The organism is Actinopolyspora sp. BKK2 (assembly GCF_011291845.1).
GTDB lineage: Bacteria > Actinomycetota > Actinomycetes > Mycobacteriales > Pseudonocardiaceae > Actinopolyspora > Actinopolyspora saharensis.
The window spans coordinates 323988-348196 of record NZ_JAANTE010000003.1; the positions used below are offsets into that span (position 1 = coordinate 323988).

Below are 24209 nucleotides of genomic sequence, written 5' to 3' on the forward strand. Positions count from 1 at the left end.
GCCTCCGACACGGGTTCCCCGTCCGGATCACCGGTCCGCCGTCGACGCGGGCTCGGCGCGCAGGCCCCTGGCCAGCTCGCCCGCGAAAGCCCCCACTCCCGGGGCTCCCTCCTGCTCGGCACGGGTGATGAAGGCGGAACCGACGATCACCCCGTCGGCGAACTCGCCCACCTCGGCCGCGTGCTCGGCGTTGCGCACCCCGAGTCCAACCCCGATCGGCAGGCTCGTGTGCTGCCTGGTGCGTCGCACCAGCTCCCGCGCCGAACCGGACACGGAGTCGCGCGCCCCGGTCACCCCCATCACCGAGGCCGCGTAGAGGAAGCCCGAGCCTGCCTCGGCGGTCAGCGCCAGGCGTCGCTCCGAGGACGAGGGAGCCACCAGGAAGATCCTGTCGAGTCCGTGCCGGTTCGACGCGGTCGACCACTCCCCGGCCTCCTCCGGGATCAGGTCCGGGGTGATCAGCCCGAACCCGCCCGCGGCTCGCAGATCCGCGGCGAAGGCGTCCGGGCCGTAGCGATGTATCGGGTTCCAGTAGCTCATGACCACGGGCGCCGCGCCTGCGGCGGCCACCGCCGAGACCGCGTCGAACAGCTGGCGCACCCGGAATCCGTTGCGCAGCGCCTGCCCGGAAGCGGACTGGATCGTCGGCCCGTCCATCACTGGATCGGAGTAGGGCAGCCCCACTTCGACGACGTCGCAGCCGGGGGTGTCGCCGTCTCCCCGGACCATGGCCTCGAGGAGCTCGACGCTCTCGGGCACCGTGGGAAACCCCGCTGGCAGGTAGCCGATCAGCGCCGCCCGCCGCTGTGCCGCACAGGTGCGGAAAACATCTTCCAGGCTCACTGCTGGTCCTCTCCCGTGATACCGGCCTCGGGCACGAGGCCGAAGTAGTGCGCGGCGGTGTCCATGTCCTTGTCCCCTCGTCCGGAGAGGTTCACCAGCAGCACCGCCTCGGGACCGAGCTCCTCGCCGAGGCGCAGCGCTCCGGCCAGCGCGTGGGCCGACTCGATGGCGGGGATGATGCCCTCCGTGCGGGAGAGCAGCTTGAACGCCTCCATGGCCTCTTCGTCGGTCACTGCGCGGTACTCGGCGCGTCCGCTGTCGGCCAGCCACGCGTGCTCCGGGCCCACACCCGGGTAGTCCAGCCCGGCCGAGATCGAGTACGCCTCGGCGATCTGGCCGTCCTCGTCCTGCAGCAGGTACGACCTGGCCCCGTGGAGCGTGCCCGGTGTTCCGCTCGTGAGGGCGGCCCCGTGCTCCCCGCTGTCGAGACCGTGCCCACCGGCCTCCATGCCGACCAGGCGGACCCCCGGATCGTCGACGAAGCCGTGGAACACGCCGATCGCGTTGGATCCGCCCCCCACGCAGGCGACCACGGCGTCGGGGAGCGCTCCGGTCGAGCGCAGCACCTGCTCCCTGGACTCCTGACCGATCACCTTGTGGAGGTTGCGCACCATCAGCGGGAACGGGTGGGACCCGGCCGCCGTGCCCAGCAGGTAGTGGGTGTCGGCCACGTTGGTCACCCAGTCCCGCAGGGCCTCGTTGATCGCGTCCTTGAGCGTGGCCGAACCGGTGTTCACCGGCCGCACCTCCGCCCCGAGCAACCTCATCCTGGCGACGTTGAGCGCCTGCCGCTCGGTGTCCGTGGCGCCCATGTAGATGACGCAGTCCAGATCGAGCAGCGCGCAGGCGGTGGCCGTGGCGACCCCGTGCTGTCCGGCTCCGGTCTCGGCGATCACCCGGCGCTTTCCCATGCGCTTGACCAGCAGGGCCTGGCCGAGCACGTTGTTGATCTTGTGGGAGCCGGTGTGGTTGAGGTCCTCGCGCTTGAGCAGCACGCGGGCCCCTCCCGCGTGGGCACCGAACCGCTCGGCCTCGGTCAACGGCGAGGGCCTGCCCGCGTAGTCGCGCAGCAGCCGATCGAGTTCGGCGACGAACTCGGGATCGTTGCGCGCCTTGTCGTACTCCTCGGCGAGCTCGTCCTGAGCGGCGATGAGCGCCTCGGGCATGAACCGCCCCCCGTAGGGCCCGAAGTGTCCGCCCTCGTCGGGGTCGTGCCCACCGGACGTGACGTGCGCACCGCTCACGCCGCTCGCCCCCTCGGGATCGCGTGCTGTCATCCGGTCTCCTATCCCCGACTCGGCCGCGGGCACGCGGGGTGCGACCCCGCCGTGACCAACTGCGTCAAAGCAGCACGCGGGTTGTCGCTGCCGACCAACCCCTCGCCGACCAGAACGGCGTCGGCGCCGGAACCCGCGTAAGCCATCAGATCGCTGGGTCCGCGCACCCCGGACTCGGCGACCTTGATCACCTCGGCGGGAAGCCCGGGGGCTGTCCGCCCGAAGACCTCCCGGTCCACTTCCAGCGTGTGCAGGTCCCGCGCGTTCACTCCGATGATCTTCCCGCCCGCGGCGAGCGCCCGGTCGGCCTCCTCGGCGTTGTGCACTTCGACCAGGGCCGTCATCCCGAGCGACTCCACCCGGTCCAGCAGGGCCTCGAGAGCGTTCTGCTCGAGCGCGGCCACGATGAGCAGCACCATGTCCGCTCCGTGCGCACGCGCCTCGTGCACCTGGTAGGGGCTGACGATGAAGTCCTTCCGCAGCAGCGGAGCACTCACCCGCGCGCGCACCGCGTCGAGATCGGCGAGCGAACCGCCGAAACGACGCTCCTCGGTGAGCACGCTGATCACCCTGGCGCCCGCGTCGCAGTACTCCGCGGCGAGATCGGCGGGTTCGGCTATGTCGGCCAGGTCCCCCTTCGAGGGACTGCGCCGCTTGACCTCGGCGATCACACCGACGCCCGGTTCGTGCAGCGCCGCCCACACATCCTTGGGCGGCTGTGCGGCAGCGGAACGCTGCTTGATTTCCTCGAACGGAACGGCCGCCTCACGAGCGGCCAGATCCGTTCGCACATCCTCGATAATCGTGTCCAGAACGCTCACGCGCGCACCTCACCTAGGGCCGGCCGGACACTTGCTCGCAGGTGGCAATACGCGCGGATCGTCTCGTCGCGCTCGATCACGACACTCCCCTTCCCCGCCGTGCCGGTCGCGTTATCGATGCTAACCCCGTTCGGTGTGAACCCCACCGCAGGGGGCGGAAGAACGTCCCAGCGCACCAAGGACCTAAGTCCCTGGTGGTCACACCGTTCCCGCATTCGGGGGCACACGGGCTCCCCCAGTAGGAGGTTTTCCGCGACATCCCGGAGGCCCCGGAGCGCCCGCCCCGGGCCCGCGAGCGCGCGGAGCGGACCGGGCGGGAGAACTCGCTCAGGAGCTCCGGGGGCCGCCCCCCTCGGGAGGCTCGTCGTTCTCGGTGGGATCCCGCCCCTTGTCGAGGGCGTCCCAGATGCGCTGGTCGGGGTCGCTGGGCTCGCGCTCCGCCGTGGGAGCCGAGTACTTGCCCCCCATAGTGGGCATCCACCGAGCCGCCACCAGCACCGCAAGACCGCAGAGCAGCAGCACTGCCGCGCAGGCCCCCATCAGGATCGGACCGTACGGGACCACTCCTTCCACGGCGAGCGCGCGGGTACCGGGGGGAGTTCCGGGCAGCTCGTCGACCCCGTGGGCCCCCGTGGTCCAGTCGACCAGGCGCCAGGTCAACAGCGCCCCCTCCAGCAGGACGATCAGCCCGATCACCCGACGCATCAGCCCGCCCGTGGCCAGCACTGCGGCGATGGCCGCCAACGTGGCCAGCGCGAGCGGGGTGAGCTCACCGCGAATCGTGGAGCCGGTGACCTCGGCCACCGACTCCCCCGAGAACGGGGTCCGATACCTCTGGTGCACCCACACGAGCGAGCCGGCCGCCCACAACCCCACGGCGACGGCGATCATGCCGATCACGCACGCGACCAGCAGTCGGCGCCCCGTGGCGCGCCCGCCGCCGGATTCCTGCTCACCGGTCACGCCTGCCTCGCATTCCCGTCATCGGTGTTGTCGGGCGTCGGCACCGCGGAACTCACGCCGGCCGCCTCCAACGAGTCCTCCCCGCCTCCGGAAGCCGTCGAGGGGCTCCGCAGGGTCTCGGCGGTGGCCACCGCGTTGAGCACGGTCATGGCCTTGTTGAGGCACTCGCGGTCCTCGGCCGCCGGATCCGAGTCGGCGACGATCCCGCCGCCCGCCTGAACGTAGGCCGTCCCGTCCCGCAGCAGCGCGGTGCGGATCGTTATCGCCGTGTCCGCGTCACCGGCGAAATCCAGATAACCGACGACGCCCCCGTACTGGGCGCGCCGCACCGGTTCCAGCTCCTCGATCAGTTCCAGCGCACGCGGCTTCGGCGCCCCGGACAGCGTCCCCGCGGGGAAGCACGACTCCACGGCGTCGAAGGCGACCCGGTCCGCGGCGAGCTCACCGGTGACCGAGGAGACGATGTGCATGACGTGGCTGTAGCGCTCCACCCTGAAGAACTCGACCGGGCGCACCGATCCCGGCCTGCACACCCGTCCCAGGTCGTTGCGCGCGAGGTCCACGAGCATGAGGTGCTCGGCGCGCTCCTTCTCGTCGTTGATGAGCTCCTTCTCCAGGGCGGCGTCCTCGTCCTCGTCCGAGCCGCGCCACCTGGTTCCCGCGATCGGGTAGGTCGTGGCCTGACCGTCCCTGACCCGAACCAGGGACTCCGGGCTGGACCCGACGATGTCGAAGGGCCTGCCGCCCTCCGGATCGGGCAGGCGCAGCAGGTACATGTACGGGCTCGGGTTGGTCGTGCGCAGGATGCGGTAGATGTCGAGGGCCTCGACGTCGGTCCGCATCTCGAAGCGCTGGGAGACGACCACCTGGAAGGCCTCGCCCTGGTGTATGGCCTCCTTCGCCTTCCGGACGGCCTCCTGGTGCTGCTCGGAACTGCGGTGCCGCGTGAACTCCGGCTCGGAGCGGGAGAAGGTCGCGACGGTGGAAGGCCGCGGCTCGTGGAGCCGTGCGGTCATCTCGTCGAGCCTGCGGACCGCGTCGTCATAGGCCGCATCGACCCGTTCGGGGCTGTCGTCCCAGTTGACGGCGTTCGCGATCAACGTGATCGTGCCCTCGTGGTGGTCCAGCGCGGCCAGATCCGTCGCGAACAGCATGACCATCTCGGGCAGACCGAGGTCGTCCTCGGCCGAGTCGGGCAGTCGCTCGAACCGGCGAACCGCGTCGTAACCGAGATAGCCGACCATCCCACCGGTCAGCGGGGGCAACCCCGGCAACGGATCGGTGTGCAGCAGGCGCACGGTCTCCCGCAGCGTGCGCAGCGGATCCCCCTCGGTCGGCACTCCGGCCGGCGGTTGCCCCAGCCAGTGCGTCCGACCGTTGCGCGCCGTGAGAGCCGCCGCGCTGTGCACGCCGACGAAGGACCAGCGCGACCAGGACCGCCCGTTCTCCGCCGACTCGAACAGGAAGGTTCCCGACTCGTCGCGGGCGAGCTTGCGATAGACCCCGAGCGGCGTCTCGTCGTCCGCGAGCAAACGCCGCACCACCGGAATCACTCTGCGTCCCGTCGCCAGTTCCCGGAACTCGGCTCGTGAAGGACTTACAGTGCCGATGTCACCGTCGCCGACCATGGCCGCCATTGTTGCAGGCCTCCCAGCGGACCCGTGCGCCTAACCCCGCCGTTTGCCGGAGCGCGGCCAGCCGGTGAGGATGTCGTCGTGCAGGACAGCGATCACGACAGCGGCCCGGAGAGCGGACGCCGCGGCAGGCGCGGCGGCGGCAGCGAGACCAGAGCGGCGTTGCTCACCGCCGCGCGTGCGGCGTTCATCGAGCACGGTTACGACGGGGCCACCGTGCGCGGCATCGCGGGCAGGGCCGGAGTGGATCCCGCGATGGTCCGCCACTGGTTCGGTGACAAGAAGGGGCTGTTCACCACCGCGGTGGCGCTGCCGGTGGAGCCGGACCGGATACTCGCCGTGCTGCTGGACGGCCCGGTGGAACGACTCGCGGAACGCATGCTGCGCGCCTTCCTGTCGACGTGGGACTCGGCCGGTGGTGGCGAGTTCACCGCGCTGATGCGCAGTCTGTCCACCGGGGAGCAGGCCGCCCGACTGCTGCGCGAGTTCCTCACCACGACGCTGCTGGAACCGCTGCTGCGCTCCCTGGAAGTCGATCGCAGGGAACTGCGCGCGGCCCTGTGCGGCTCCCAGCTGGTCGGTTTGGGGATGATGCGCTACGTGGTGCGTCTCGAACCGCTGGACAGCACCGAGCACGAGACGATCGTGACCGCCGTGGCCCCCAATCTGCAGCACTACCTGACCGGTCGCCTCGACCCGGCCTGAGCACCGCGCCGCGAGCCCCGCCGGGGGCTGCGGCTGCGGGAAACGGCCGCACCCGCACGCGGCCGCACCGCGCGGTCAGTCCTCCGTCAGGAGGACGTCGGCCTCGAAGCAGTTCGGCGCGCCCGTGTGGCAGGCGGGGCCCGTCTGGTCGACGAGCAGCAGCACCGTGTCCCCGTCGCAGTCCAGCCGAACCTCGCGCACGTGCTGGGTGTTGCCCGAGGACTCGCCCTTGGTCCAGTGCCTGCCCCTGCTCCGGGAGTAGTAGGTGGCCCGCCTGGTGGCCAGGGTGTGCCGCAGCGCCTCGTCGTCCATCCAGGCCAGCATCAACACCTCGCCCGTGTCGTACTGCTGCACCACGGTGGCGACCAGCCCCGCGTCGTTGCGCTTGAGCCTGCCCGCGATCGCGGGATCCAACTGCTCCGGGAGCTGCTCCGGCTCGCTCATCGAACGGTGATCCCCTCCGCACGCATGGCTTCCTTGACCTCGGCGATGGTCAACTGTCCGAAATGGAACACGCTCGCGGCCAGCACCGCGTCGGCACCCGCGTGCACGGCCGGGGCGAAGTCCCGCTTGTCCCCGGCACCACCGCTGGCTATCAGCGGAACCCCCACCGCCGCGCGCACCGCGCGAATCATCTCCAGGTCGAACCCCTCCTTCGTGCCGTCGGCGTCCATGGAGTTGAGCAGGATCTCACCGACCCCGAGGCGTTCGGCCCGCTCGGCCCACTCGACCGCGCAGATCCCGGTCCCCCTGGTGCCCCCGTGCGTGGTGACCTCGAACCCGGAGGCCGTGTGCTCCCCGCCCTCCGGAACCCTCCTGGCATCCACCGAGAGGACGACGCACTGGGCGCCGAACCGCCGGGAAGCCGTCTCCAGCAGCTCGGGACGCGCGATCGCGGCGGTGTTCAGACTGACCTTGTCGGCCCCGGCGCGCAGCAGCCGGTCCACGTCGTCCGGGGTGCGCACCCCACCGCCGACGGTCAGCGGGATGAAAACCTGGTCGGCCGTACCGCTAACCACGTCGTAGGTGGTCTCCCTGTCCCCCGAGGAAGCGGTCACGTCGAGGAAGGTCAGCTCGTCGGCTCCCTCGCGGTCGTAGGTCCTGGCCAGCTCGACGGGGTCTCCGGCGTCGACGAGACCGGTGAAGTTCACCCCTTTGACCACTCGCCCCTCGTCGACGTCCAGACAGGGGATCACGCGCACCGCAACAGCCATGCCTCCAGGGTAAGCACCCCACACGAGGCGCGGTACGCGGCACCGCTCGCGAAGCGATCAGCCGGTCGGCCGCACGGCTTCCAGCGCCTCGGAGAGGGTGAAGTTGCCCGCGTAGAGGGCCTTGCCGACTATCGACCCCTCGAGGCCGACCGATTCGAGGGAGGTCAGCGCCACCAGGTCCTGCACCGTGGAGATCCCGCCCGAGGCCACCACGGGGGCCGGCGTGTACTCGCAGACGGCGCGCAGCAGCGCCAGGTTGGGCCCCTGCAGAGTTCCGTCCTTGCTCACATCGGTGACCACGTAGCGGCTGCACCCGGCTTCGTCGAGCCGATCGAGCACCTCCCACAGGTCCCCGCCGTCGCGGGTCCAGCCACGGGCGGCGAGCCTGTGGCCCTGCTCCTCCACTCGCACGTCCAGCCCGACCGCGACGCGCTCGCCGTGCTCGCGCACCACCTTCGCGGTCCACTCCGGATCCTCCAGGGCGGCGGTCCCCAGGTTCACCCGGGCGCACCCGGTGTTCAGGGCTGCCCGCAGGGACTCATCGTCCCGGATCCCCCCGGAGAGCTCGACGTTCACGTCGAGGCTGCCGACCACCTCGGCCAGCAGCTCCCGGTTCGAACCACGCCCGAAGGCCGCGTCCAGGTCGACGAGATGCACCCATTCGGCACCGGCCTGCTGCCAGGCCAGGGCGGCCTGCAACGGGTCGCCGTAAGAGGTCTCGGTTCCGGCCGCGCCACGCACGAGGCGCACTGCCTGTCCATCTGCCACATCGACGGCGGGAAGCAGCGTGAAAGTCACGCTTCAAGCCTACGACCCCGCCGGCCGGCCCCGACGACGCCCCGCGGAGCAGCGCGGCGCCCCGGGGAGCGGTTCAGGACCGACGGCTCGAACGCAGCGCGGCCACCACGGGAACCCCCAGCACCAGCAGCGCGAAGAACAGCACGAGCCAACCGGACACCCCCGCCGCCACGAGGTAGGTCGAGGAGAAGCCGACGACCATCCCCAGGCACAGCACGAGAGCCACGACACGGGCGGCTCCTCCCGGGCGCATCAACCCGTGCCTGCGCGCTCTCACAGGCTGTCCAACCAGTTGCGCAGCAACCGGCTGCCCGCCTCCCCCGACTTCTCGGGGTGGAACTGGGTGGCCATCAGGGAGCCGTCCTCCACGGCCGCGAGGAAGGACTCGCCGTGCTCGGACCTGATCAACCGGGTCTTGCCCGCACCGCCGTCCCCGGGGACGGCGGGCCACTCGCGGGCCGCGAAGGAGTGCACGAAGTAGAAGCGGGTCTCCGGGTCGAGACCGGCGAACAACACGCTGTCGGCGGGCGCGGACACCGTGTTCCACCCCATGTGCGGCAGCGGTTCGGAGCGAAGCCGTTCGACCGTACCGGGCCAGCGTCCGACCCCCTCGGCCTCGACGCCGTGCTCGACACCGCGTTCGAAGAGGATCTGCATTCCCACGCAGATCCCCAGCACGGGGCGATCGTCGCTCAGCCGACGGTCGATCACCCGGTCCCCTCCCGCGTCGAGCAGACCGCGCATGCAGGCCGAGAACGCACCGACACCGGGCACGACCAGGCCGTCCGCCTCGACGGCGCGCCGATGGTCGGCGGTCACCTCCACCTCGGCCCCGGCGCGCTCCAACGCGCGCTCGGCCGAACGGAGATTGCCCGATCCGTAGTCCAGTACGACGACTCGTGTCACAGCTCCAGACTACCCGAATCGCCCGCAGCTCCCGGCAGGACCACACCTGTTCTTCCAGTGAACTGGAAATCCCGTCGGTAGACTGGGCAGCGTGTCGACCTCCTCCGCAAAACTGACCATCGGCGAGGTGGCGGAACGCAGCGGTTTCGCGACCACTGCCCTTCGGTTCTACGAGGACCGCGGGCTGATCAGCTCGACCCGCACGAGCGGCAACCAGCGGCGTTACGAGCGCGGGGTGCTGCGCCGGCTCGCGTTCATCCGCGCGGCCCAGCGAGTCGGGCTCAGCCTGGACGACATCGCCGACGCGTTGAGCACGCTCCCGGACAACCACGCCCCCAGCAAGGCCGACTGGGCACGGCTCTCGGAGCACTGGCGGAACGAGCTCGACGCCAGAATCGACGGGTTGCAGCGCCTGCGCGACCGGCTCACCGGCTGCATCGGGTGCGGTTGCCTCTCGTTGAACACCTGCTCGCTGTACAACCCGGACGACCGGATGGCGCAAAAGGGTCCGGCCGCACCACTGCTGCGCCCCGAGGCCGAGGGCGGAGTGTGACGCTGATCGGCGCGCTCCGACCGCCCTCCTGGCAAGAGGTGCGCTCCGCGGAAGCTCCGGGGAGGGCTCGCGTGGCGAGCTTCCCGACGCGACGTTTCCCGGCACAGCCGACGGCCGCCCCGGTCAGCAGTTCCCGTTCCAGCGGTAGCTCATCTCGGGACGCCCCACCCCTCCGTGGCGGGGAGCACGCGACACGGTGCCGCACTCGACCAGGTACTCCAGATACCTGCGGGCGGTCACCCTGGAAACACCGCTGAACCGGCCGACCGTCTCGGCCGAGCCGCCGTCCGGAAGCTCCCGCACGGCCGAAGCCACCGACTCGAGCGTCTGCTGCCCCATCCCCTTGGGCAGTTCGCGGCGATCCCCGTCGCGCAGCGCGGAGAAGGCGTGGTCTATCTCGTGCTGACCGTTGACGGCCCCCTCCCGGGAAATGCTGTTCCGGAAGCGGGCGTAGTTCTCCAGCTTCTCCCGCATCGCCGCGAAGGTGAACGGTTTGAGCAGGTACTGCACCACGCCGCTGGCCACCGACTCGCGTACCCGGCTGAGATCGCGAGCCGAGGTGACCGCGATCACGTCGGTCTCGCTCGCCTGCCTCCGCAGGGTGCGGCTCACCCGCAGACCGTCCATATCGGGCAGTCGGAGGTCGAGCAGCACCAGGTCCGCGGGAGTGTGACCGAGGAACCGCAGAGCTTCCTGACCGGTGCGGACCCGGCCGACCACGCGGAATCCGCTCACGCTGTTCGCGCAGTTCTCGTGGGCCTCGCCCGCCACCTCGTCGTCCTCCACCACCAGGACCGAGATCACGTCATCCTCCTGCCTTCGGTTCCCGCCCGGCGAGCGGCTCCAGGGGCAACCACGCGGTGAAAGCCGCTCCCCGCATTCGACCGGTGCCGTTGGTCACTTCGACGTGGCCACCACGACGGCGAACACTCTGCCCCACGAGGGCAAGTCCCAATCCCCTGCCGTCGCCCTTGCCCGAGTGGCCGCGGCGGAACAGCTCGCGCGTGGCTCCCGCATCGACACCCGGACCGTTGTCGACCACCCTGACCAGCAGCCCCGTCTCCTCGGCGCGGAGGGTCACGTCGACCTCGGGGGCCTCGACCCCGGCGGCCAGCACCGCCTCCACCGCGTTGTCGATCAGGTTCCCGAGCACGGTCACCAGCTCCCGGGGGTCCAGGGCCTCCGACGCCGACTCGTCGACCCGGGTGTCCTCGGTTATGCCGATCTCGACCCCGCGCTCACGTGCCTCGGCGGTCTTGCCGAGCAGCACGGCGGCCAGCACCGGCTCCTCCACGGCACCGACCACCCGATCGGTGAGCTGCTGAGCGGTGCGCAGCTCCGCGGTCGCGAACTCCACGGCCTGTTCGGTGCGTCCGAGCTCGATCAGCGAGACGACCGTGTGCAGCCTGTTGGCCGACTCGTGGGCCTGCGAACGCAGCGACTCCGAGAACCCGCGCAGCGTGTCGATCTCGCGGTTCAGCGTGCGCAGCTCGGTGTGGTCCCGCAGGGTGACCACGTTGCCGAGCTCCCCGTCATCGCCGCTCGCCGCGGCCACGGTCACGAGAAGCACCCTGTCCTCGGTCAGGTGCAGCTCGTCGCGCACCGGAGCCCGACTTCCCAGAGCCTCCGCCAGGGAGTCGGGCAGCCCGAGCTCGTCGACGCGCCTGCCCTCCGTGCGCGCCGGATCCAGTCCCAACAGCACGGCGGCCCCGTCGTTGCACAGGGTCACCACCCCGGTGGGGGAAACCAGCAGCAGACCCTCGCGCACGGCGTGCAGGATCGCCTCGTGGTAGTCGTGCACCCGGCTCAGCGCGGCCGGGGAGAGACCGTGGGTGTAGCGGCGCATGCGTACGCTGACCAGGTAGGTCGCCAGCCCGCCCAGCAGCAGCGCCGCTCCCGCCACCAGCAGGAGGGCGCGTAACTGGCCCTGCAGCTGCCCGGTGAGCACCCGGAGCTTGATCCCGACGCTGACCAGCGCCCGCACTTCTCCCGACGGGGAGAGCACGGGGGCCACCGCCCGCACGGAAGGCCCCAGGGTTCCCGTGTAGGTCTCGGTGAAGGTGTTGCCGCGCACCGCGGGTCCGATGTGCCCCCAGAAGCGCTCCCCGATCCTGCTCGGATCCGGGTGGGTGTAGCGGATGCCCTCCTTGCTCATGATCGTCACGAAGTCCACCCCCGTGCGAGCGGTCGTCCGCCTCGCCAGCGGCTGAAGCCGCTCGCTCGGATCGGCATCGTCCAGAGCGGACTTCAGGCTGGGCATCCCCGCCAGGGTTCTCGCCAGGGAGCGGACCTCGTCGCGCGCGGACTCCCGGTTCTGCGCACGAGCGCTGTACCAGGCCAGTCCGGAACCGGCCAGGATCACCACGATCACGATCACCGCCTGGAGGACGAACAGACGTCGCGCCAGGCTCCAACGGGCGTCGCCTCCTTCGCGAGGCGGAACGCGCTTACCGGAATCGGTCAACATCCCTCCCCGGCGGCTCGTGAACGAAATGAACACAACGATGACACCGCACGAGCAGCGACCGATAGTTCCCCGCGACATCGCACGGACGCAACACGGAGTTAACCGTGATGACGACGGAAAGGTCGGGCGGTTGAGCGAATCCCTGATTCTCCTGCACACCGGGATCGCCATAGCGGGGACGATCCTGCTGATTCTCGCGTTGCGCATCGAGCCGCTGATGGCGCTACTGCTCGGATCACTCTACCTCGGGCTGGCCACCGGGCTCGGCTTCAGCGGGACGGCCGAGGCCGTAACCAGTGGTTTCGGCGACATAATGACCGAAATAGGCCTGCTGATCACCTTCGGCGTGCTGCTGGGGTCGCTGCTGTCGGTGACCGGCGCGTTGCGCAAGCTCACCGAGAGCCTGTTACGCGTGTTCGGGGCCGAACGCTCCCCCTACGTGTTCGGAACCGCGATGAGCAGCATATTCCCCGCCATCTACACGGACGTGCTGCTCGTGCTGACCGCGCCGCTGGGCAGGTCCATCGCACCGCGCATCAAGCGGGACGGAACCGCGGCCATGGGCGCGGCCCTGATCCTCGGTTCCGAGCTCGGGCTGGTCCTCGTCGTCCCGGGCGCGGGAGCGCTGGCCGTGGCCGGACTGCTCAACGTCGGTCTGGGACGGATGCTGCTGTTCGGACTGCTGGTCACGATCCCCACCGCGCTGCTGACCATCTACCTCTACCGGTGGCTGCTGCGCGGCGGGCTGTGGAACGCCGAGAAGGACGAGCTCACGGCGCAGGAACACGGCGAGGACGCCCAGCAGGAAGCGGAGGCGAGCACGAGCGAGAGCGGCGACCGGCTCCCCTCCCTGGGAATCTCGCTGCTGCCGCTGGTGCTCGCCATCGTGCTCATCGCCATGGGCGGGATCGCCAAGGTCGCGGGGGTGACCTCCGGCCCGCTCGCCTTCCTCGGCAACCCGCTGATCGCCCTGTTCATCGGCGTGATCGGGGCCTATCTGCTGGCGTGGCGCACGTTCTCCCGCGGTGTGGCCAGCTCGGCCGTGGCCGAGGGCATGCGCGAGTGCGGTCCGATCCTGATCATCACCGGTATCGGCGGCTCGCTGGGCGGGGTGATCTCCGCGACCGGCTTGGAGGAGATCCTGTCCGGCTACTTCTCCTCGAACGCCTTCTCGCCGCTGCTGCTGGCCTGGATCATCGCGGCCGTGCTGCACGTGGCCATCGGCTCCACCTCGGTCGCCGCGATCACGGCAGGCAGCATCCTCGCCCCCGCGCTGGGCGGAACGGACACGGCCCCGCTGCTGATCGCCCTGGCCGCCGGTTCGGGCGCGCTGTTCGCCGTGCACGTCAACAGCAACTTCTTCTGGATGTTCCAACGGCTGCTGGGCCTGAGCACGCGCGGAACCCTGAAGACCTGCACGCTGGTGACGATGATGGCCTCGGTGATCTCGCTGCTCTGCGTGCTGGTGCTCAGTCCGTTCGTCTGACGGGTGCCCGCACCCCGGTCGCACCCGGACGCCGGGCACCACCTCGGACGGTGCGCCCCGGCCCGGAACGGCCTTCCGGCTGCGGAGCACGTCGCGCGGCGCGCGGCGTGCTCCTCACAGCCACAGCAACCCACCGGCCAGCGCCACCAGCGCGGCCACCGCGAGCACCACGGCCAGTCCCCGCGCGGTTTTCCACATCGCGTAGGTACCGCCCGCGAGAAACCCCGCGAAGGCCAGCAGAAAGATCGGCAGGAAGTCCCGCACGGCACGCTCCGCTCGTCACCGGGAAAGGATGTCCCGGTGATTCTCGCCGACCGGTTCAGCCGCGTTCGAGCCGGATGACCACGGCCTTGGACACCGGCGTGTTGGACCCCTCGGCGACCGAGTCCAGCGGAACCAGCGGGTTCGCCTCCGGGTAGTAGGCCGCGGCACAACCGCGCGGAGTCGAGTAGGGCACCACCCGGAACCCCTCGGCGCGGCGCTGCTCGATACCGCCGGAACCGTCGGCCCACTCCGAGACCAGATCGACCGTCTCGCCGTCGGCGAAACCGAGCTCGTCCATGTCCGCGGAGTTGACCAGCACCACGCGGCGCGCGTTCTCCACCCCGCGGTACCGGTCGGAGAGCCCGTAGACCGTGGTGTTGTACTGGTCGTGGCTGCGCAGGCTCTGCAGCAGCAACCGCCCCTCGGGGACGTGGATCATCCGCGGAACGTTCGCGGTGAAGTTGGCCCTGCCCGTGGGGGTGGGAAAGCTCCGGCTGTCCCGCGGCGGATGCGGCAGCACGAAACCGTCGGGCTCGCGCACCTTTCGGTTGTAGTCGGCGCATCCGGGGACCACATTGGCTATGCGCTCCCGAATCCGATCGTAGTCCTGTTCGAACTCCTCCCAGGGAACGCGGTGCCCGGGACCGAACACCGCACGCGCCAGCCGGGAGATTATGGCCACTTCGGACAGCTGCTGGTCCGAGGAGGGCGCCAATCGCCCCCGCGAAGCGTGCACGACCGACATCGAGTCCTCGACGGTCACGAACTGGTCCCCGCTGCGCTGCCGGTCCCGCTCGGTTCGTCCGAGCGTCGGCAGGATCAGCGCTGTTCGCCCCGGAACCACGTGCGAGCGGTTGAGCTTGGTGGAGATCTGGACGGTCAGCTCGCAGCCGCGCAGTGCCCGCTCGGTGGCAGCGCTGTCCGGTGTGGCCGCCGCGAAGTTCCCGCCCAGTCCGATGAACGCGGCACAACGGCCTTGGTGCATGGCGTGCAGGGTCTCGACCGTGTCCCAGCCCGGTTCCCGCGGGACCCGCAGGTCGAACTCCTCGTCCAGCGCGGCCAGGAACGACTCGGGCATCCTCTCCCAGATCCCCATCGTCCGGTCACCCTGCACGTTGGAGTGCCCCCGCACCGGGCACACCCCCGCACCGGGCTTGCCGATCATCCCCCGCATCAGCTGCACGTTCACGATCTCGCGGATGGTGGGCACCGCCTGCCGGTGCTGGGTTATCCCCATCGCCCAGCAGACCACGGTTCCGCTCGACTCGGCGAACATCCGCGCGATTCGCTCGATCTGCTCCCGCTCCAGGCCGGTGAGCCGCTCCACCTCGGTCCAGTCGACGTCGCGCGCCTGCTCGGCGAACTCGGCGAACCCCTCGGTGCGGTTCTCGATGAAGGAGCTGTCCAGCACGGTTCCCGGGGCCTCGTCCTCGGCGCGCATCAGCAGCGCGCTGATCGCCTTGAACAGCGCGAGGTCACCGCCGATGCGGATCTGGGCGAACTCGTCGGCCAGCGGAGTTCCCGCACCGACCACGCCGCGCACGCTCTGGGGGTTGCGGAAACGCATCAGCCCGGTCTCCGGCAGCGGATTGACCGCGAGAATCTTCCCGCCGCGCTGCTTCACCCGCTCCAGCGAGCTGAGCATCCGGGGATGGTTGGTTCCCGGGTTCTGCCCCATCACCACGACGAGATCGGCGTTCTCCAGGTCGTGCAGGCTCACCGAGCCCTTGCCGACCCCGATGGTCTCGTTCAGCGCCGTTCCGGAGGACTCGTGGCACATGTTCGAGCAGTCGGGCAGGTTGTTCGAGCCCATCGACCGGGCCAGCAGCTGGTAGCAGAAAGCGGCCTCGTTGCTGGCGCGTCCCGAGGTGTAGAAGGCGGTGCGCTCGGCGCCGAGCTCGTTCAGCTTCTCGGCGATGACTCGGAAGGCCTCCGCCCACTCCACGGGGCGGTAGTGCGTGTCGCCCTCCCGCTTGATCACCGGAGTGGTCAGCCGCCCCTGCTGTCCCAGCCAGTAGTCGGTGCGCTCGGCCAGGTCGTCGACCGAGTGCTCACGGAAGAACTCGGCGTCGACGGTGCGGGTGGTGGCCTCCTCGGCCACAGCCTTGGCCCCGTTCTCGCAGAACTCCGCGAACTTGCGGGACTCGCCGTCCTCCTCCCGGGGATCCGGCCAGGCGCACCCCGGGCAGTCGAAACCGCTGCGCTGGTTCAGCAGCGGCAACGTCCTGGCTGTCCGCACAGGTCCCATCTGCTCGAGGCTGCGGCGCAGCGCGACCGTGATCCCGCGCACTCCGACCGCAGCCCGTTCGGGCTCGTGCACTTCGAGTTCCGACTCGTCGATGTCCTTTTCGGGGCTCTGCCGTCCCACGAGATCCACCCGTCCCTCGTCACGAACGCGGAGGTTTCGATGCAGGCGATCCGCGCGCATCGATCGTTCCTGCCAGTGTACTCGGCGCGATCACGTCCTTCGATCAGCGAAAGTGCTCGGTGAGGTACTTCTCCCCCTCGTCCGCGAGGAAAGTGACGATCTCCCGGAGCTCGGGCCTGCGCCGAGCGAGTCGTTTCGCCGCCAGCAAGTGTCCCCCCGAGGAGGGGCCGACGAACAGTCCGTACCGGCGCGCCAGTTCACGTGACTGTGCGAGCGCCTCGGTGCTGTCCACGGCGATGATCTCGTCGATCTCGTCGCGGTGACGTGCGAAGACCCCAGGGACGAAACCGTCCGAGATTCCCTCGATGAGGTGTTTGTCGACCTCGCCGCAAGCGAGGGTGCACGACTCGTCGGGTTCCATCGCGGCCACGTGGCACCGCGGGTTGACCTCGCGGAAGGCCTGCCCCACCCCGACGACCGTGCCACCGGTCCCCACGCCTCCCACCACGGCGTCGGGGACCACGTGCTCGGGCAGCTGGCGGAGGATCTCGGGGCCGAGCCAGGTGCGGTTCTCGTCGACGTTCCACTCGCTGTCGAACTGCCTCGGGGCGAAGTACCCCGGTTGCCGCCCCAGCTCCTCGACCGTTGCCAACGCGTCGTTGACGTGGAAGTCGCCCGTGGTGCGCACCTCCGCACCGAAGGCACGGGAGATCGCCGCTCGTTCCGCGCTGACGTTGCGCGGCATCACGACGAGCATCGGGTATCCCTTGACGGCGGCCACCATGCTCATGGCGTTGCCGGTGTTTCCACTGCTGGCCTCCACGACGGTGTCGCCCGGGCGCAGCAGCCCCTCGCGCTCGGCGCGTTCGAGCATGTAGGCGGCGATGCGCGCCTTGATCGAGCCGGACGGGTTGAGGAACTCCAGCTTGACCCGGATTCCCTCGATCAACAGCAGCGGGGTGTCACCGATCGAGTCCAGTATCGACCCGTTGGCGGTGGGTTCGGGAGCGTGCGGAACGGCGGGTGGGGTCCCCGCCGTCGGTGACCTGACCATGAGCTCTCCCCTGACACCATTGTCAAAGCAGTTGAGGACCAGACGACAACCCAATGTGTTGCGTAATGCACATTACGTTGCTCAATAAGCGACAATGATGGCTGCGCTGCAGGACTGTCAAGGAGCTCCCCGGGGAAAACCACCCGGCCGAGCGACCGGAGGCCGGGGCGCGCAGCAGAGCTCGGGGAGGCGCTCGGTGCGGTGCTCGAGCTCGGTCGACCGCACCGGAACGGCGGAGCGAGCGACGAGCTCGGCCCGCCGCCGCGCGGAGAGCGCCTCGCGCGGCGGCGAGCTCCCGGTGGACGAGACTCAGAGAGATCCCTTGGTGGAGGGAACGGTCTCCGCGAAGCGCGGATCGGTCTCGACCGCGGCGCGGAGCGCACGGGCGATGGCCTTGTATTGGGCCTCCGTGACGTGGTGGGGATCCCTGCCGTACATCACGCGAACGTGCAGGTTGATCCCGGCGTGAAACGCCAGCGACTCGAAAACGTGCCGGTTGAGCACGAACGGGTAATTGTTCCCGATGGTGAAGGCGTTGTACTGCTCCGGCTCGCCGGACAGGACGCAGTACGGACGTCCGGAAACGTCCACCGCCGCGTGGGCCAGCGTCTCGTCCATCGGGATCCAGGCATCGCCGAACCTGCGGATCCCCGCCTTGTCGCCCAGCGCCTCCCGCAGCGCCTGCCCGAGCACGATGGCGGTGTCCTCCACCGTGTGGTGCGCGTCGATGTGCGTGTCCCCGCGCGCACGCACCTTCAGGTCGAAAGCGGCGTGCGTGCCCAGCGAGTGCAACATGTGATCGTAGAACGGCACCGTGGTGTCCACGTCCGCTCGACCGCTGCCGTCCAGATCGAGCTCGACGGACACCGCGGACTCCTTGGTCTCCCGCTCCACGCGTCCGGTGCGGGCTGCTGCCGCGTTCACCTGGAGATCTCCTCACTGACTCGCTCGCTCGCGGCGAGGAAGGCGTCGTTGTCCTCCGGGGAGCCGATGGTCACCCGGAGGTGACCCTCGATCCCGACGTCGCGGATCAGCACCCCGGAGTCGAGGTAGCTCTGCCACACGCGGTGGGCATCGTCGAACAGCCCGAACAGCACGAAGTTCGCGTCGCTGGGAACCGGGGTGAACCCGAGTTCGCGCAGCCTGCCCACCACCCGGGTGCGCTCGTCCACCAACCGCTTGACCCCGCTCAGGGTGGCGTCGGCGTGACGCAGCGCCGCGCGCGCGCTCGCCTGCGTGAGCACCGACAGGTGGTAGGGCAGCCGCACGAGCAGCAGCGCGTCTATCACCGCGGGGGAGGCTGCGAGATAGCCGAGGCGGCCTCCCGCGAAGGCGAAGGCCTTGCTCATGGTCCGGCTGATGATGACCTTGGAGGGGAACTCCTCGATCAACTCGACCGCGCTGCTCCGCGCGGAGAACTCCACGTAGGCCTCGTCGATCACCACGACGCCGCGAGCGGCGCGCAGCACCGCGCGCAGGTCGTCCAACCCCACCGACTGCCCCGTGGGGTTGTTCGGACTGGTCACGAACACCACGTCGGGGTCGTGTTCCGCCACAGCCGCGGCGGCCTCGGAACCGTCCAGCGTGAAGTCGGACCTGCGCGGCGCGGGCAGCCACTCGGTGCGGGTCCCCGAGGCGAGTATCGGGTGCATCGAGTAGGAGGGCGCGAAGCCCAGCGCGGTGCGTCCCGGGCCGCCGAAGGCCTGCAGGATCTGCTGGAGCACCTCGTTGGACCCGTTGGCCGCCCAGACGTTGGCCCCCGAGACCGCCACGCCGGTGGCCCCGGCCAGGTAGGCCGCCAGCTCCTCGCGGAGCGCCACCGCGTCCCGGTCGGGATACCGGTTCAGCCCGCTCGCGTGCTCCCGGACCGAGGCGAGCACGTCGTCGACCAGCTCCTGCGGCGGGGGGAACGGGTTCTCGTTGGTGTTCAGCAGCACCGGAACGTCGAGCTGGGGAGCTCCGTACGGGGTGCGCCCGCGCAGGTCCTCCCGCAGGGGCAAATCGGCCAGCGTCGTCTCGCCGCCGATCACGTCGCTCATCGATCTTCCACCAATTCGTCGGTAGTCGGGATGTCTGTGCCCCGGTTCAGTCGAACCGGGCCGTCACCGCCTCGCCGTGCGCGGGCAGGTCCTCCGCCTCGGCCAGTGCCACGACCCGCTCGCCGACCTCGTGGAGTGCCTGCCGCGTGTAATCCACCACGTGGATCCCGCGCAGGAAGCTCTGCACGCTCAGCCCGGAGGAGTGCCGCGCGCACCCACCCGTGGGCAGCACGTGGTTCGACCCGGCGCAGTAGTCGCCCAACGACACCGGGGAGTACGGGCCGACGAATATCGCGCCCGCGTTGCGCACCTCCGCGGCGGTCCGCAACGCCTCCGCCGTCTGGATCTCCAGGTGCTCGGCCGCGTAGGCGTCCACGACGCGCACTCCCTCCGCCAGGGAGGACACGAGCACGCACCCGGACTGCTCACCGGTCAGCGCGGTGCGGATGCGCTCGGTGTGCTTGGTGGCGGGCACGCGGACCCGCAACCGCTCGTCCACGGCTTCGGCCAGCTCCTCCGAAGGGGTGACCAGCACGCTCGCGGCCAGCGTGTCGTGCTCGGCCTGGCTGATCAGATCGGCGGCCACGTGCTCGGGATCGGCCGTGTCGTCGGCCAGGATCGCGATCTCGGTCGGCCCCGCCTCCGCGTCGATCCCGATGACGTTGCGCAACCGCCGCTTGGCGGCCGTGACGTAGACGTTGCCGGGACCGGTGACCATGTCCGCGGGCAGGAGCTCCGCGCCGTCGGTGTCGGTTCCCCCGAAGGCGAGCAACCCGACGGCCTGCGCACCGCCCACGGCCCACACCTCGTCGACACCGAGCAGGGCGGCCGCGGCCAGGATCGTGGGATGCGGCCTGCCACCGAACTCGACCTGCGGCGGGGAGCACACGACCAGGGACTCGACCCCCGCCTCCTGCGCGGGGACCACGTTCATCACGACGCTCGACGGGTAGACCGCGAGTCCGCCCGGCGCGTACAGGCCGACCCGGGAGACCGGCACCCACCGCTCGGTGACGGTCCCGCCCTCGGCCACCTCGGTGGTCACCTCGGTGCGACGTTGATCGGCGTGCACCGCCCTGGCGCGTTCCACCGAGACCTCGAGCGCCGCGCGCACGGCGGGGTCGAGCTCCTCCAGGGCGCGGTGCAGCTCCTCGTCGGGAACCCGCACTCGCTCGGGGCGCACCGCGTCGAACCGCTCGGTGTGGTCCAGCACGGCCGGAACGCCCCGCTCGGCCACATCGTCGAGCACCGGGCGCACCGCGGACAGCGCGTGCTCCACGTCCATGCCGGCACGCGGCAGCCTGTTACGCAGCTCCCCTACGGACGGTTCCCGACCGCGCAGATCAATTCGGCTGAGCATGGCATCCTTCCGCAAACGTCGCTGCTGCCAGGATAGCCGTCCGGACGCGCGGTCCTACCGGCAGTTCCGCACGGGTGTCCACAACGTGATCCACCGGAAAGGGGGACACGCGGTCAGACCTGAGCATGTTTTCACCGAGGACGATCGGCGCGAACCTCGGAGGAGGCCCGAATCGTGACCGATCGGAGAGACATGCGTGCACCACGACTGCGAACCGCGGCCGCGCTGTCCGTGACGGCGTGCCTGCTGGCGTTTCCCGCCACCCAGTCCGTCGCCGAACAGCGGCAGACCGCCCCGGAGGGCGCGGAGCGGGCGAGCTCCGGCAACGTGTACCGGATAACCGGAACCGACGGCAGCACGCGCACGGAGATCCAGCGCACCGGAGCGCTGGTGCTGTCCGTGCGCGGGGACACCGCCTTCGTGCAGGCGAACGGGGCCCAGGCGGAGCGGCTCCGCTCCGCGGGACTGCCCCTGGAGCGGACGGGGGCGACCACCGACCGGTCCTCCCCCGCACGAGCGGCTCCGGGGGAGTTCCCCGCCGAGGACAGCGGTTACCACACGTACTCGGAGATGCTCACCGAGCTCGACGAGGCCGCGAACCGGCACCCCGACATCGTCGACAGGACCACGGTGGGGCGTTCCGCCGAGGGACGCGAGATCCCGGCCGTCAAGATCAGCGACAACGCCGGGGTCGACGAGGACGAGCCGGAAGTGCTGTTCACCTGCAACCAGCACGCGCGGGAGCACCTGACCGCCGAGATGTGCCTGCACATCCTGAAGCGCTACACCGACAACTACGGCTCGGACCGGGCGATCAGCGACGCGGTGGACGGCAGGGAGATCTGGGTGGTCCCGATGGTCAACCCGGACGGGGTCGCCCACGACATCTCGGGGAGCGACTACCTGGGATGGCGGCGGAACAGGCAGGCGAATCCGGTGGACCTGAACCGGAACTGGGGGCACCAGTGGGGCTGCTGCGGCGGGTCCAGCGGTGACCCGAACTCATCGACCTACCGCGGCCCGGAGGCCTTCTCCGCGCCGGAGACCGCCTCCCTCCGCGACTTCGTGAACTCGAGGGTGGTGGACGGCACGCAGCAGATAACCGCGCACATCGACTTCCACACCTTCAGCGAACTGGTGCTGTGGCCCTACGGCTACACCACCGCGGAGAACGCCCCCGGCATGACCCGGGAGGAGTACCGCAGGTTCGCCGACGTCGGCAAGGCCATGGCCGCTACCAACGGGTACGACCCCATGCAGTCGAGCGAGCTCTACGTCACCGACGGCAGCGTCAACGACTGGATGTGGGCCGAGCACGACATCCTGTCCTTCACCTTCGAGATGTATCCCGGCAGCGGCGGCTCCGAGGGATTCTACCCGCCGGACGAGGTCATCCAGCGCGAGACGAGCCGCAACGACGAAGCCGTCTCGATCCTGCTGGACGAGAGCGGACGCTGATCCGCCCCTGTCGCCACGGCTCCACACCCGGCGGAACCGACCTTCCGGGCCGGTCCGGATCCGGACCGGCCCGGGGGGTGGTCTCCGCACGACCGCGCTGCCGGGGTGAAACCCGGCCGGGTCGGATCGCTTCCCGGACGAGCGAAAAGCTCAGCCCAGCAACAGGACCACCACTCCCGCCAGGATCCCGAGCACCACCACCGCTCCGGCGATGAGCAGCAACCAGCGCAACTGCGGGTGTTCCTCGCGGATCTCCGACCTCGCTCGTTCGCGCCATTGCATGAACGTGGTCTGTTCGCTCATCAGTGCTCTCCACAACCAATCGGGCGCCTCAGGCCGCCGCTGTCACAACGACCTTGCACTGGTCAACCACCTCACCTTGCCACACCCGTGATCATCACAGCCGGATGACATCGTCCCCGGCCCACGCGCGCAGCAATGACTCGTCGTGACTGATGGCGAGCACCCCGGTCCCCTCCACCCGCACCTGCTCGTCGACAACGCGCACCAGCGCTGCCGTGGTGGAGGCGTCCAACATGCCGGTCATCTCGTCACAGATCAGGTAGCGCGGCCGCAGCGCGATGGCCCGCGCCAGGCAAGCGCGCTGCAACTGACCGTCACTGACCTCGTGCGGGAGCCTTCCGAGCAGCTCCTCGTCCAGTCCCGTCAGCTCCGTCAGCTCCGCCACTCGTTCGGGCACACCCCGCTTCCCGCTCGCCCGGAGCGGTTCCTCCAGCACCCGGCGCAGGGACATCCGCGGGTCCACGGCGGGACGCGGCTGCTGGAAAACGATCCCGACAGCGGTCCGCTGCTCCCGGGAGGCCGCGTGCCGGAATCCCCTGATCGGGGTTCCGTCCAGTTCCACGGTACCGGCCCACGGACGCTGCAACAGCGCGAGCACCCGAGCCAGGGTCGACTTCCCGCAACCGCTCGGCCCGGCCAGTCCACGAACCCCTCCCCGGGGCAGCTCCACGTTCACCCCGTCGAGCACGCGTTGCCCCCGCTGGTAGCCCGCGACCAGCCCGCTCGCCCTCAGCATGGCGGATGAGCCGCGACCGCGCGGTCGCCGTACGAGACGAGTTCCGTGGTTCCGTCGCAGGCGGCCACCCCCGGGGTGTCCGGGCGGCGCTGGCAGAACACGCAGCCCCACTTCCGCTCCAGCGCGTCGAGCTCGGTGAGCGCCGGAGGGTGCCCGGGTATTGGTTCGAAGCCCCGCTCGGGAAGCGCGTTGAGCAGCCCCACGGTGTAGGGGTGCCACGGACGGTCGAACACCTCCTCCGCAGGACCGGTCTCCACCACGCGACTGGCGTACATCACGGCCACGTGCGTGGCCACGCGCCGAGCGGCGGACAGGTCGTGCGTGATCAACAGTACTCCTCGGTTCCGATTCGCCAGTTCACCGAGCAGATCCATGGTGCGGTCCACCAGCGGGCGGTCCAGTCCGGTGGTGGGTTCGTCGGCTACGACCACGGGAGGGTCGGCCACCAGCGCCGAAGCGACCGCGACGCGCTGGGCCATCCCCCCGGAGAGCTCGTGCGGGTAGTGCTCGAGGGCGGCGGGGTCGAGCCCCACCCGCTCGGCCAGCTCGTCCACGTCCCCGTCGTCCTCGTGGCCGCGCAGTTCCCGGACGGTCTCCGCCAGCTGCGCCCGCGCGGTGCGCACCGGGGTCAGATGAGTGGCGGCGGACTGCGGCACCAGGCCGACGCGCCGCCCGCGGACCCGGTCGGCCAGCACCCGCTCGGATGCGGAGAGCAGCTCGATGTCCTCCTCCGCGGCAGCACCGCCGACCCGGGCGCTGCCGCGCAGCCAGGCGTTGGCGGGCAACAACCCCAGCAGGGCCGAGGCCAGCACGGACTTGCCACAGCCGGACTCGCCGACCAGCGCAAGCACCTGTCCCGGGCGCAGCTCCAGCCGCGCCTCCGTGACCGCGTGCACCGTCTCCCCCGCACGACGACCTCCGAGCGCGAAGCGCACCGACATGTCGTCCAGGCTCAACAGC

The 24209-nt window shown here is 70.2% G+C and carries 25 protein-coding genes; 4 read left to right on the forward strand and 21 right to left on the reverse strand.

Features of this window, described 5'->3' with window-relative positions; all coding sequences use genetic code 11:
• Nucleotides 1-27: 27 nt before the first annotated feature.
• From trpA to G9Q41_RS08365, 5 genes are all read right to left on the reverse strand, one after another.
• The gene (gene trpA / locus G9Q41_RS08345) at nucleotides 28-843 is read right to left on the reverse strand and encodes a tryptophan synthase subunit alpha (RefSeq protein ID WP_092522187.1); all 816 of its coding nucleotides are present in this window, start codon (nucleotides 841-843) and stop codon (nucleotides 28-30) included.
• The gene (trpB, locus tag G9Q41_RS08350) at nucleotides 840-2120 is read right to left on the reverse strand and encodes a tryptophan synthase subunit beta (RefSeq protein WP_175455018.1); all 1281 of its coding nucleotides are present in this window, start codon (nucleotides 2118-2120) and stop codon (nucleotides 840-842) included. The genes trpA and trpB overlap by 4 nt, the downstream gene beginning before the upstream one ends.
• Before the next feature lie 8 nt (nucleotides 2121-2128).
• Nucleotides 2129-2941, reverse strand: a complete 813-nt coding sequence (gene trpC, locus G9Q41_RS08355) for an indole-3-glycerol phosphate synthase TrpC (protein ID WP_092522189.1) — start codon at nucleotides 2939-2941, stop codon at nucleotides 2129-2131.
• Between the two features lie 327 nt (nucleotides 2942-3268).
• Nucleotides 3269-3904 carry a Trp biosynthesis-associated membrane protein gene (locus G9Q41_RS08360; RefSeq protein WP_092522191.1) on the reverse strand — a complete coding sequence of 212 codons (636 nt, stop codon included), beginning with the start codon at nucleotides 3902-3904 and terminating at the stop codon, nucleotides 3269-3271.
• On the reverse strand, nucleotides 3901-5541 hold the full coding sequence (locus G9Q41_RS08365; protein WP_165632301.1) for an anthranilate synthase component I: 1641 nt from the start codon (nucleotides 5539-5541) through the stop codon (nucleotides 3901-3903). Before G9Q41_RS08365 ends, G9Q41_RS08360 begins: the two co-directional genes overlap by 4 nt.
• A 78-nt stretch (nucleotides 5542-5619) precedes the next feature.
• Here G9Q41_RS08365 and G9Q41_RS08370 point away from each other — a divergent pair, with 78 nt between their 5' ends.
• A complete protein-coding gene (locus G9Q41_RS08370) occupies nucleotides 5620-6243 on the forward strand; it encodes a TetR family transcriptional regulator (protein WP_165632302.1) in 624 nt (207 codons plus the stop codon).
• Nucleotides 6244-6318: 75 nt separating this feature from the next.
• Here the strand turns inward: G9Q41_RS08370 and hisI are convergent, their stop codons facing one another.
• The 5 genes from hisI to hisH all read right to left on the reverse strand — a co-directional run bounded on the left by hisI (nucleotide 6319) and on the right by hisH (nucleotide 9161).
• Nucleotides 6319-6687, reverse strand: coding sequence for a phosphoribosyl-AMP cyclohydrolase (gene hisI, locus G9Q41_RS08375; protein WP_092522196.1), 369 nt, complete (start codon nucleotides 6685-6687; stop codon nucleotides 6319-6321).
• Nucleotides 6684-7457, reverse strand: coding sequence for an imidazole glycerol phosphate synthase subunit HisF (gene hisF, locus G9Q41_RS08380; RefSeq protein WP_165632303.1), 774 nt, complete (start codon nucleotides 7455-7457; stop codon nucleotides 6684-6686). Before hisF ends, hisI begins: the two co-directional genes overlap by 4 nt.
• 57 nt (nucleotides 7458-7514) lie before the next feature.
• Complete coding sequence (priA, locus tag G9Q41_RS08385; protein WP_165632304.1) at nucleotides 7515-8255, reverse strand: bifunctional 1-(5-phosphoribosyl)-5-((5-phosphoribosylamino)methylideneamino)imidazole-4-carboxamide isomerase/phosphoribosylanthranilate isomerase PriA; 741 nt, start codon at nucleotides 8253-8255, stop codon at nucleotides 7515-7517.
• 73 nt (nucleotides 8256-8328) lie between these two features.
• A complete protein-coding gene (locus G9Q41_RS08390; protein WP_245695686.1) occupies nucleotides 8329-8481 on the reverse strand; it encodes a hypothetical protein in 153 nt (50 codons plus the stop codon).
• Nucleotides 8482-8528: 47 nt separating this feature from the next.
• Entirely contained in the window at nucleotides 8529-9161 is a 633-nt protein-coding gene (hisH, locus tag G9Q41_RS08395) for an imidazole glycerol phosphate synthase subunit HisH (protein ID WP_092522204.1), read from the reverse strand.
• 91 nt (nucleotides 9162-9252) lie between these two features.
• Here hisH and soxR point away from each other — a divergent pair, with 91 nt between their 5' ends.
• Nucleotides 9253-9714: a redox-sensitive transcriptional activator SoxR gene (gene soxR, locus G9Q41_RS08400; RefSeq protein ID WP_092522206.1), complete on the forward strand. Its 462-nt coding sequence runs from the start codon at nucleotides 9253-9255 to the stop codon at nucleotides 9712-9714.
• A 123-nt stretch (nucleotides 9715-9837) separates the two neighbouring features.
• Here soxR and G9Q41_RS08405 read toward each other — a convergent pair whose 3' ends face one another.
• Together G9Q41_RS08405 and G9Q41_RS08410 are read right to left on the reverse strand one after the other, a co-directional pair.
• A complete protein-coding gene (locus G9Q41_RS08405) occupies nucleotides 9838-10518 on the reverse strand; it encodes a response regulator (protein ID WP_092522208.1) in 681 nt (226 codons plus the stop codon).
• 1 nt (nucleotide 10519) lies between these two features.
• Nucleotides 10520-12178, reverse strand: coding sequence for a sensor histidine kinase (locus tag G9Q41_RS08410; protein ID WP_207630741.1), 1659 nt, complete (start codon nucleotides 12176-12178; stop codon nucleotides 10520-10522).
• A gap of 133 nt (nucleotides 12179-12311) precedes the next feature.
• Between G9Q41_RS08410 and G9Q41_RS08415 the strand changes: the two genes are divergently transcribed.
• Nucleotides 12312-13667, forward strand: coding sequence for an SLC13 family permease (locus G9Q41_RS08415; RefSeq protein WP_242687244.1), 1356 nt, complete (start codon nucleotides 12312-12314; stop codon nucleotides 13665-13667).
• Nucleotides 13668-13781: 114 nt separating this feature from the next.
• On the opposite strand, the gene G9Q41_RS08420 is transcribed toward G9Q41_RS08415, so the two are convergent.
• The 6 genes from G9Q41_RS08420 to hisD all read right to left on the reverse strand — a co-directional run bounded on the left by G9Q41_RS08420 (nucleotide 13782) and on the right by hisD (nucleotide 20752).
• Complete coding sequence (locus G9Q41_RS08420) at nucleotides 13782-13931, reverse strand: hypothetical protein (protein WP_165632307.1); 150 nt, start codon at nucleotides 13929-13931, stop codon at nucleotides 13782-13784.
• A 55-nt stretch (nucleotides 13932-13986) separates the two neighbouring features.
• A complete protein-coding gene (locus G9Q41_RS08425) occupies nucleotides 13987-16359 on the reverse strand; it encodes an FdhF/YdeP family oxidoreductase (protein ID WP_165632308.1) in 2373 nt (790 codons plus the stop codon).
• A gap of 43 nt (nucleotides 16360-16402) precedes the next feature.
• Nucleotides 16403-17353, reverse strand: a complete 951-nt coding sequence (locus G9Q41_RS08430) for a cysteine synthase family protein (protein WP_207630742.1) — start codon at nucleotides 17351-17353, stop codon at nucleotides 16403-16405.
• Nucleotides 17354-17662: 309 nt separating this feature from the next.
• Nucleotides 17663-18277 carry an imidazoleglycerol-phosphate dehydratase HisB gene (hisB, locus tag G9Q41_RS08435; protein WP_092522217.1) on the reverse strand — a complete coding sequence of 205 codons (615 nt, stop codon included), beginning with the start codon at nucleotides 18275-18277 and terminating at the stop codon, nucleotides 17663-17665.
• Nucleotides 18274-19392: a histidinol-phosphate transaminase gene (locus G9Q41_RS08440; protein WP_165632309.1), complete on the reverse strand. Its 1119-nt coding sequence runs from the start codon at nucleotides 19390-19392 to the stop codon at nucleotides 18274-18276. Before G9Q41_RS08440 ends, hisB begins: the two co-directional genes overlap by 4 nt.
• Before the next feature lie 46 nt (nucleotides 19393-19438).
• Nucleotides 19439-20752, reverse strand: a complete 1314-nt coding sequence (hisD, locus tag G9Q41_RS08445) for a histidinol dehydrogenase (protein WP_165632310.1) — start codon at nucleotides 20750-20752, stop codon at nucleotides 19439-19441.
• Nucleotides 20753-20944: 192 nt separating this feature from the next.
• On the opposite strand from hisD, the gene G9Q41_RS08450 reads away from it, so the two are divergent.
• Nucleotides 20945-22210 (forward strand): M14 family metallopeptidase, encoded by a 1266-nt coding sequence (locus tag G9Q41_RS08450; RefSeq protein WP_165632444.1) that lies wholly within the window; start codon nucleotides 20945-20947, stop codon nucleotides 22208-22210.
• Between the two features lie 150 nt (nucleotides 22211-22360).
• On the opposite strand, the gene G9Q41_RS08455 is transcribed toward G9Q41_RS08450, so the two are convergent.
• From G9Q41_RS08455 to G9Q41_RS08465, 3 genes are all read right to left on the reverse strand, one after another.
• Entirely contained in the window at nucleotides 22361-22513 is a 153-nt protein-coding gene (locus tag G9Q41_RS08455) for a hypothetical protein (protein WP_165632311.1), read from the reverse strand.
• A 94-nt stretch (nucleotides 22514-22607) separates the two neighbouring features.
• Entirely contained in the window at nucleotides 22608-23249 is a 642-nt protein-coding gene (locus tag G9Q41_RS08460; RefSeq protein WP_165632312.1) for an ATP-binding cassette domain-containing protein, read from the reverse strand.
• Nucleotides 23243-24190 carry an ABC transporter ATP-binding protein gene (locus tag G9Q41_RS08465; protein ID WP_165632445.1) on the reverse strand — a complete coding sequence of 316 codons (948 nt, stop codon included), beginning with the start codon at nucleotides 24188-24190 and terminating at the stop codon, nucleotides 23243-23245. Before G9Q41_RS08465 ends, G9Q41_RS08460 begins: the two co-directional genes overlap by 7 nt.
• Between the last annotated feature and the right edge of the window lie 19 nt (nucleotides 24191-24209).

Bases quoted from the DNA above. Each gene is read 5' to 3' on its own strand.
- trpB (WP_175455018.1), bottom strand. From the start codon at position 2,120: ATGACAGCACGCGATCCCGAGGGGGCGAGCGGCGTGAGCGGTGCGCAC.
- G9Q41_RS08365 (WP_165632301.1), bottom strand. From the start codon at position 5,541: ATGGCGGCCATGGTCGGCGACGGTGACATCGGCACTGTAAGTCCTTCA.
- hisI (WP_092522196.1), bottom strand. From the start codon at position 6,687: ATGAGCGAGCCGGAGCAGCTCCCGGAGCAGTTGGATCCCGCGATCGCG.
- hisF (WP_165632303.1), bottom strand. From the start codon at position 7,457: ATGGCTGTTGCGGTGCGCGTGATCCCCTGTCTGGACGTCGACGAGGGG.
- G9Q41_RS08425 (WP_165632308.1), bottom strand. From the start codon at position 16,359: ATGCGCGCGGATCGCCTGCATCGAAACCTCCGCGTTCGTGACGAGGGA.
- G9Q41_RS08430 (WP_207630742.1), bottom strand. From the start codon at position 17,353: ATGGTCAGGTCACCGACGGCGGGGACCCCACCCGCCGTTCCGCACGCT.
- G9Q41_RS08440 (WP_165632309.1), bottom strand. From the start codon at position 19,392: ATGAGCGACGTGATCGGCGGCGAGACGACGCTGGCCGATTTGCCCCTG.
- hisD (WP_165632310.1), bottom strand. From the start codon at position 20,752: ATGCTCAGCCGAATTGATCTGCGCGGTCGGGAACCGTCCGTAGGGGAG.
- G9Q41_RS08450 (WP_165632444.1), top strand. From the start codon at position 20,945: ATGCGTGCACCACGACTGCGAACCGCGGCCGCGCTGTCCGTGACGGCG.
- G9Q41_RS08455 (WP_165632311.1), bottom strand. From the start codon at position 22,513: ATGAGCGAACAGACCACGTTCATGCAATGGCGCGAACGAGCGAGGTCG.
- G9Q41_RS08460 (WP_165632312.1), bottom strand. From the start codon at position 23,249: ATGCTGAGGGCGAGCGGGCTGGTCGCGGGCTACCAGCGGGGGCAACGC.
- G9Q41_RS08465 (WP_165632445.1), bottom strand. From the start codon at position 24,190: ATGTCGGTGCGCTTCGCGCTCGGAGGTCGTCGTGCGGGGGAGACGGTG.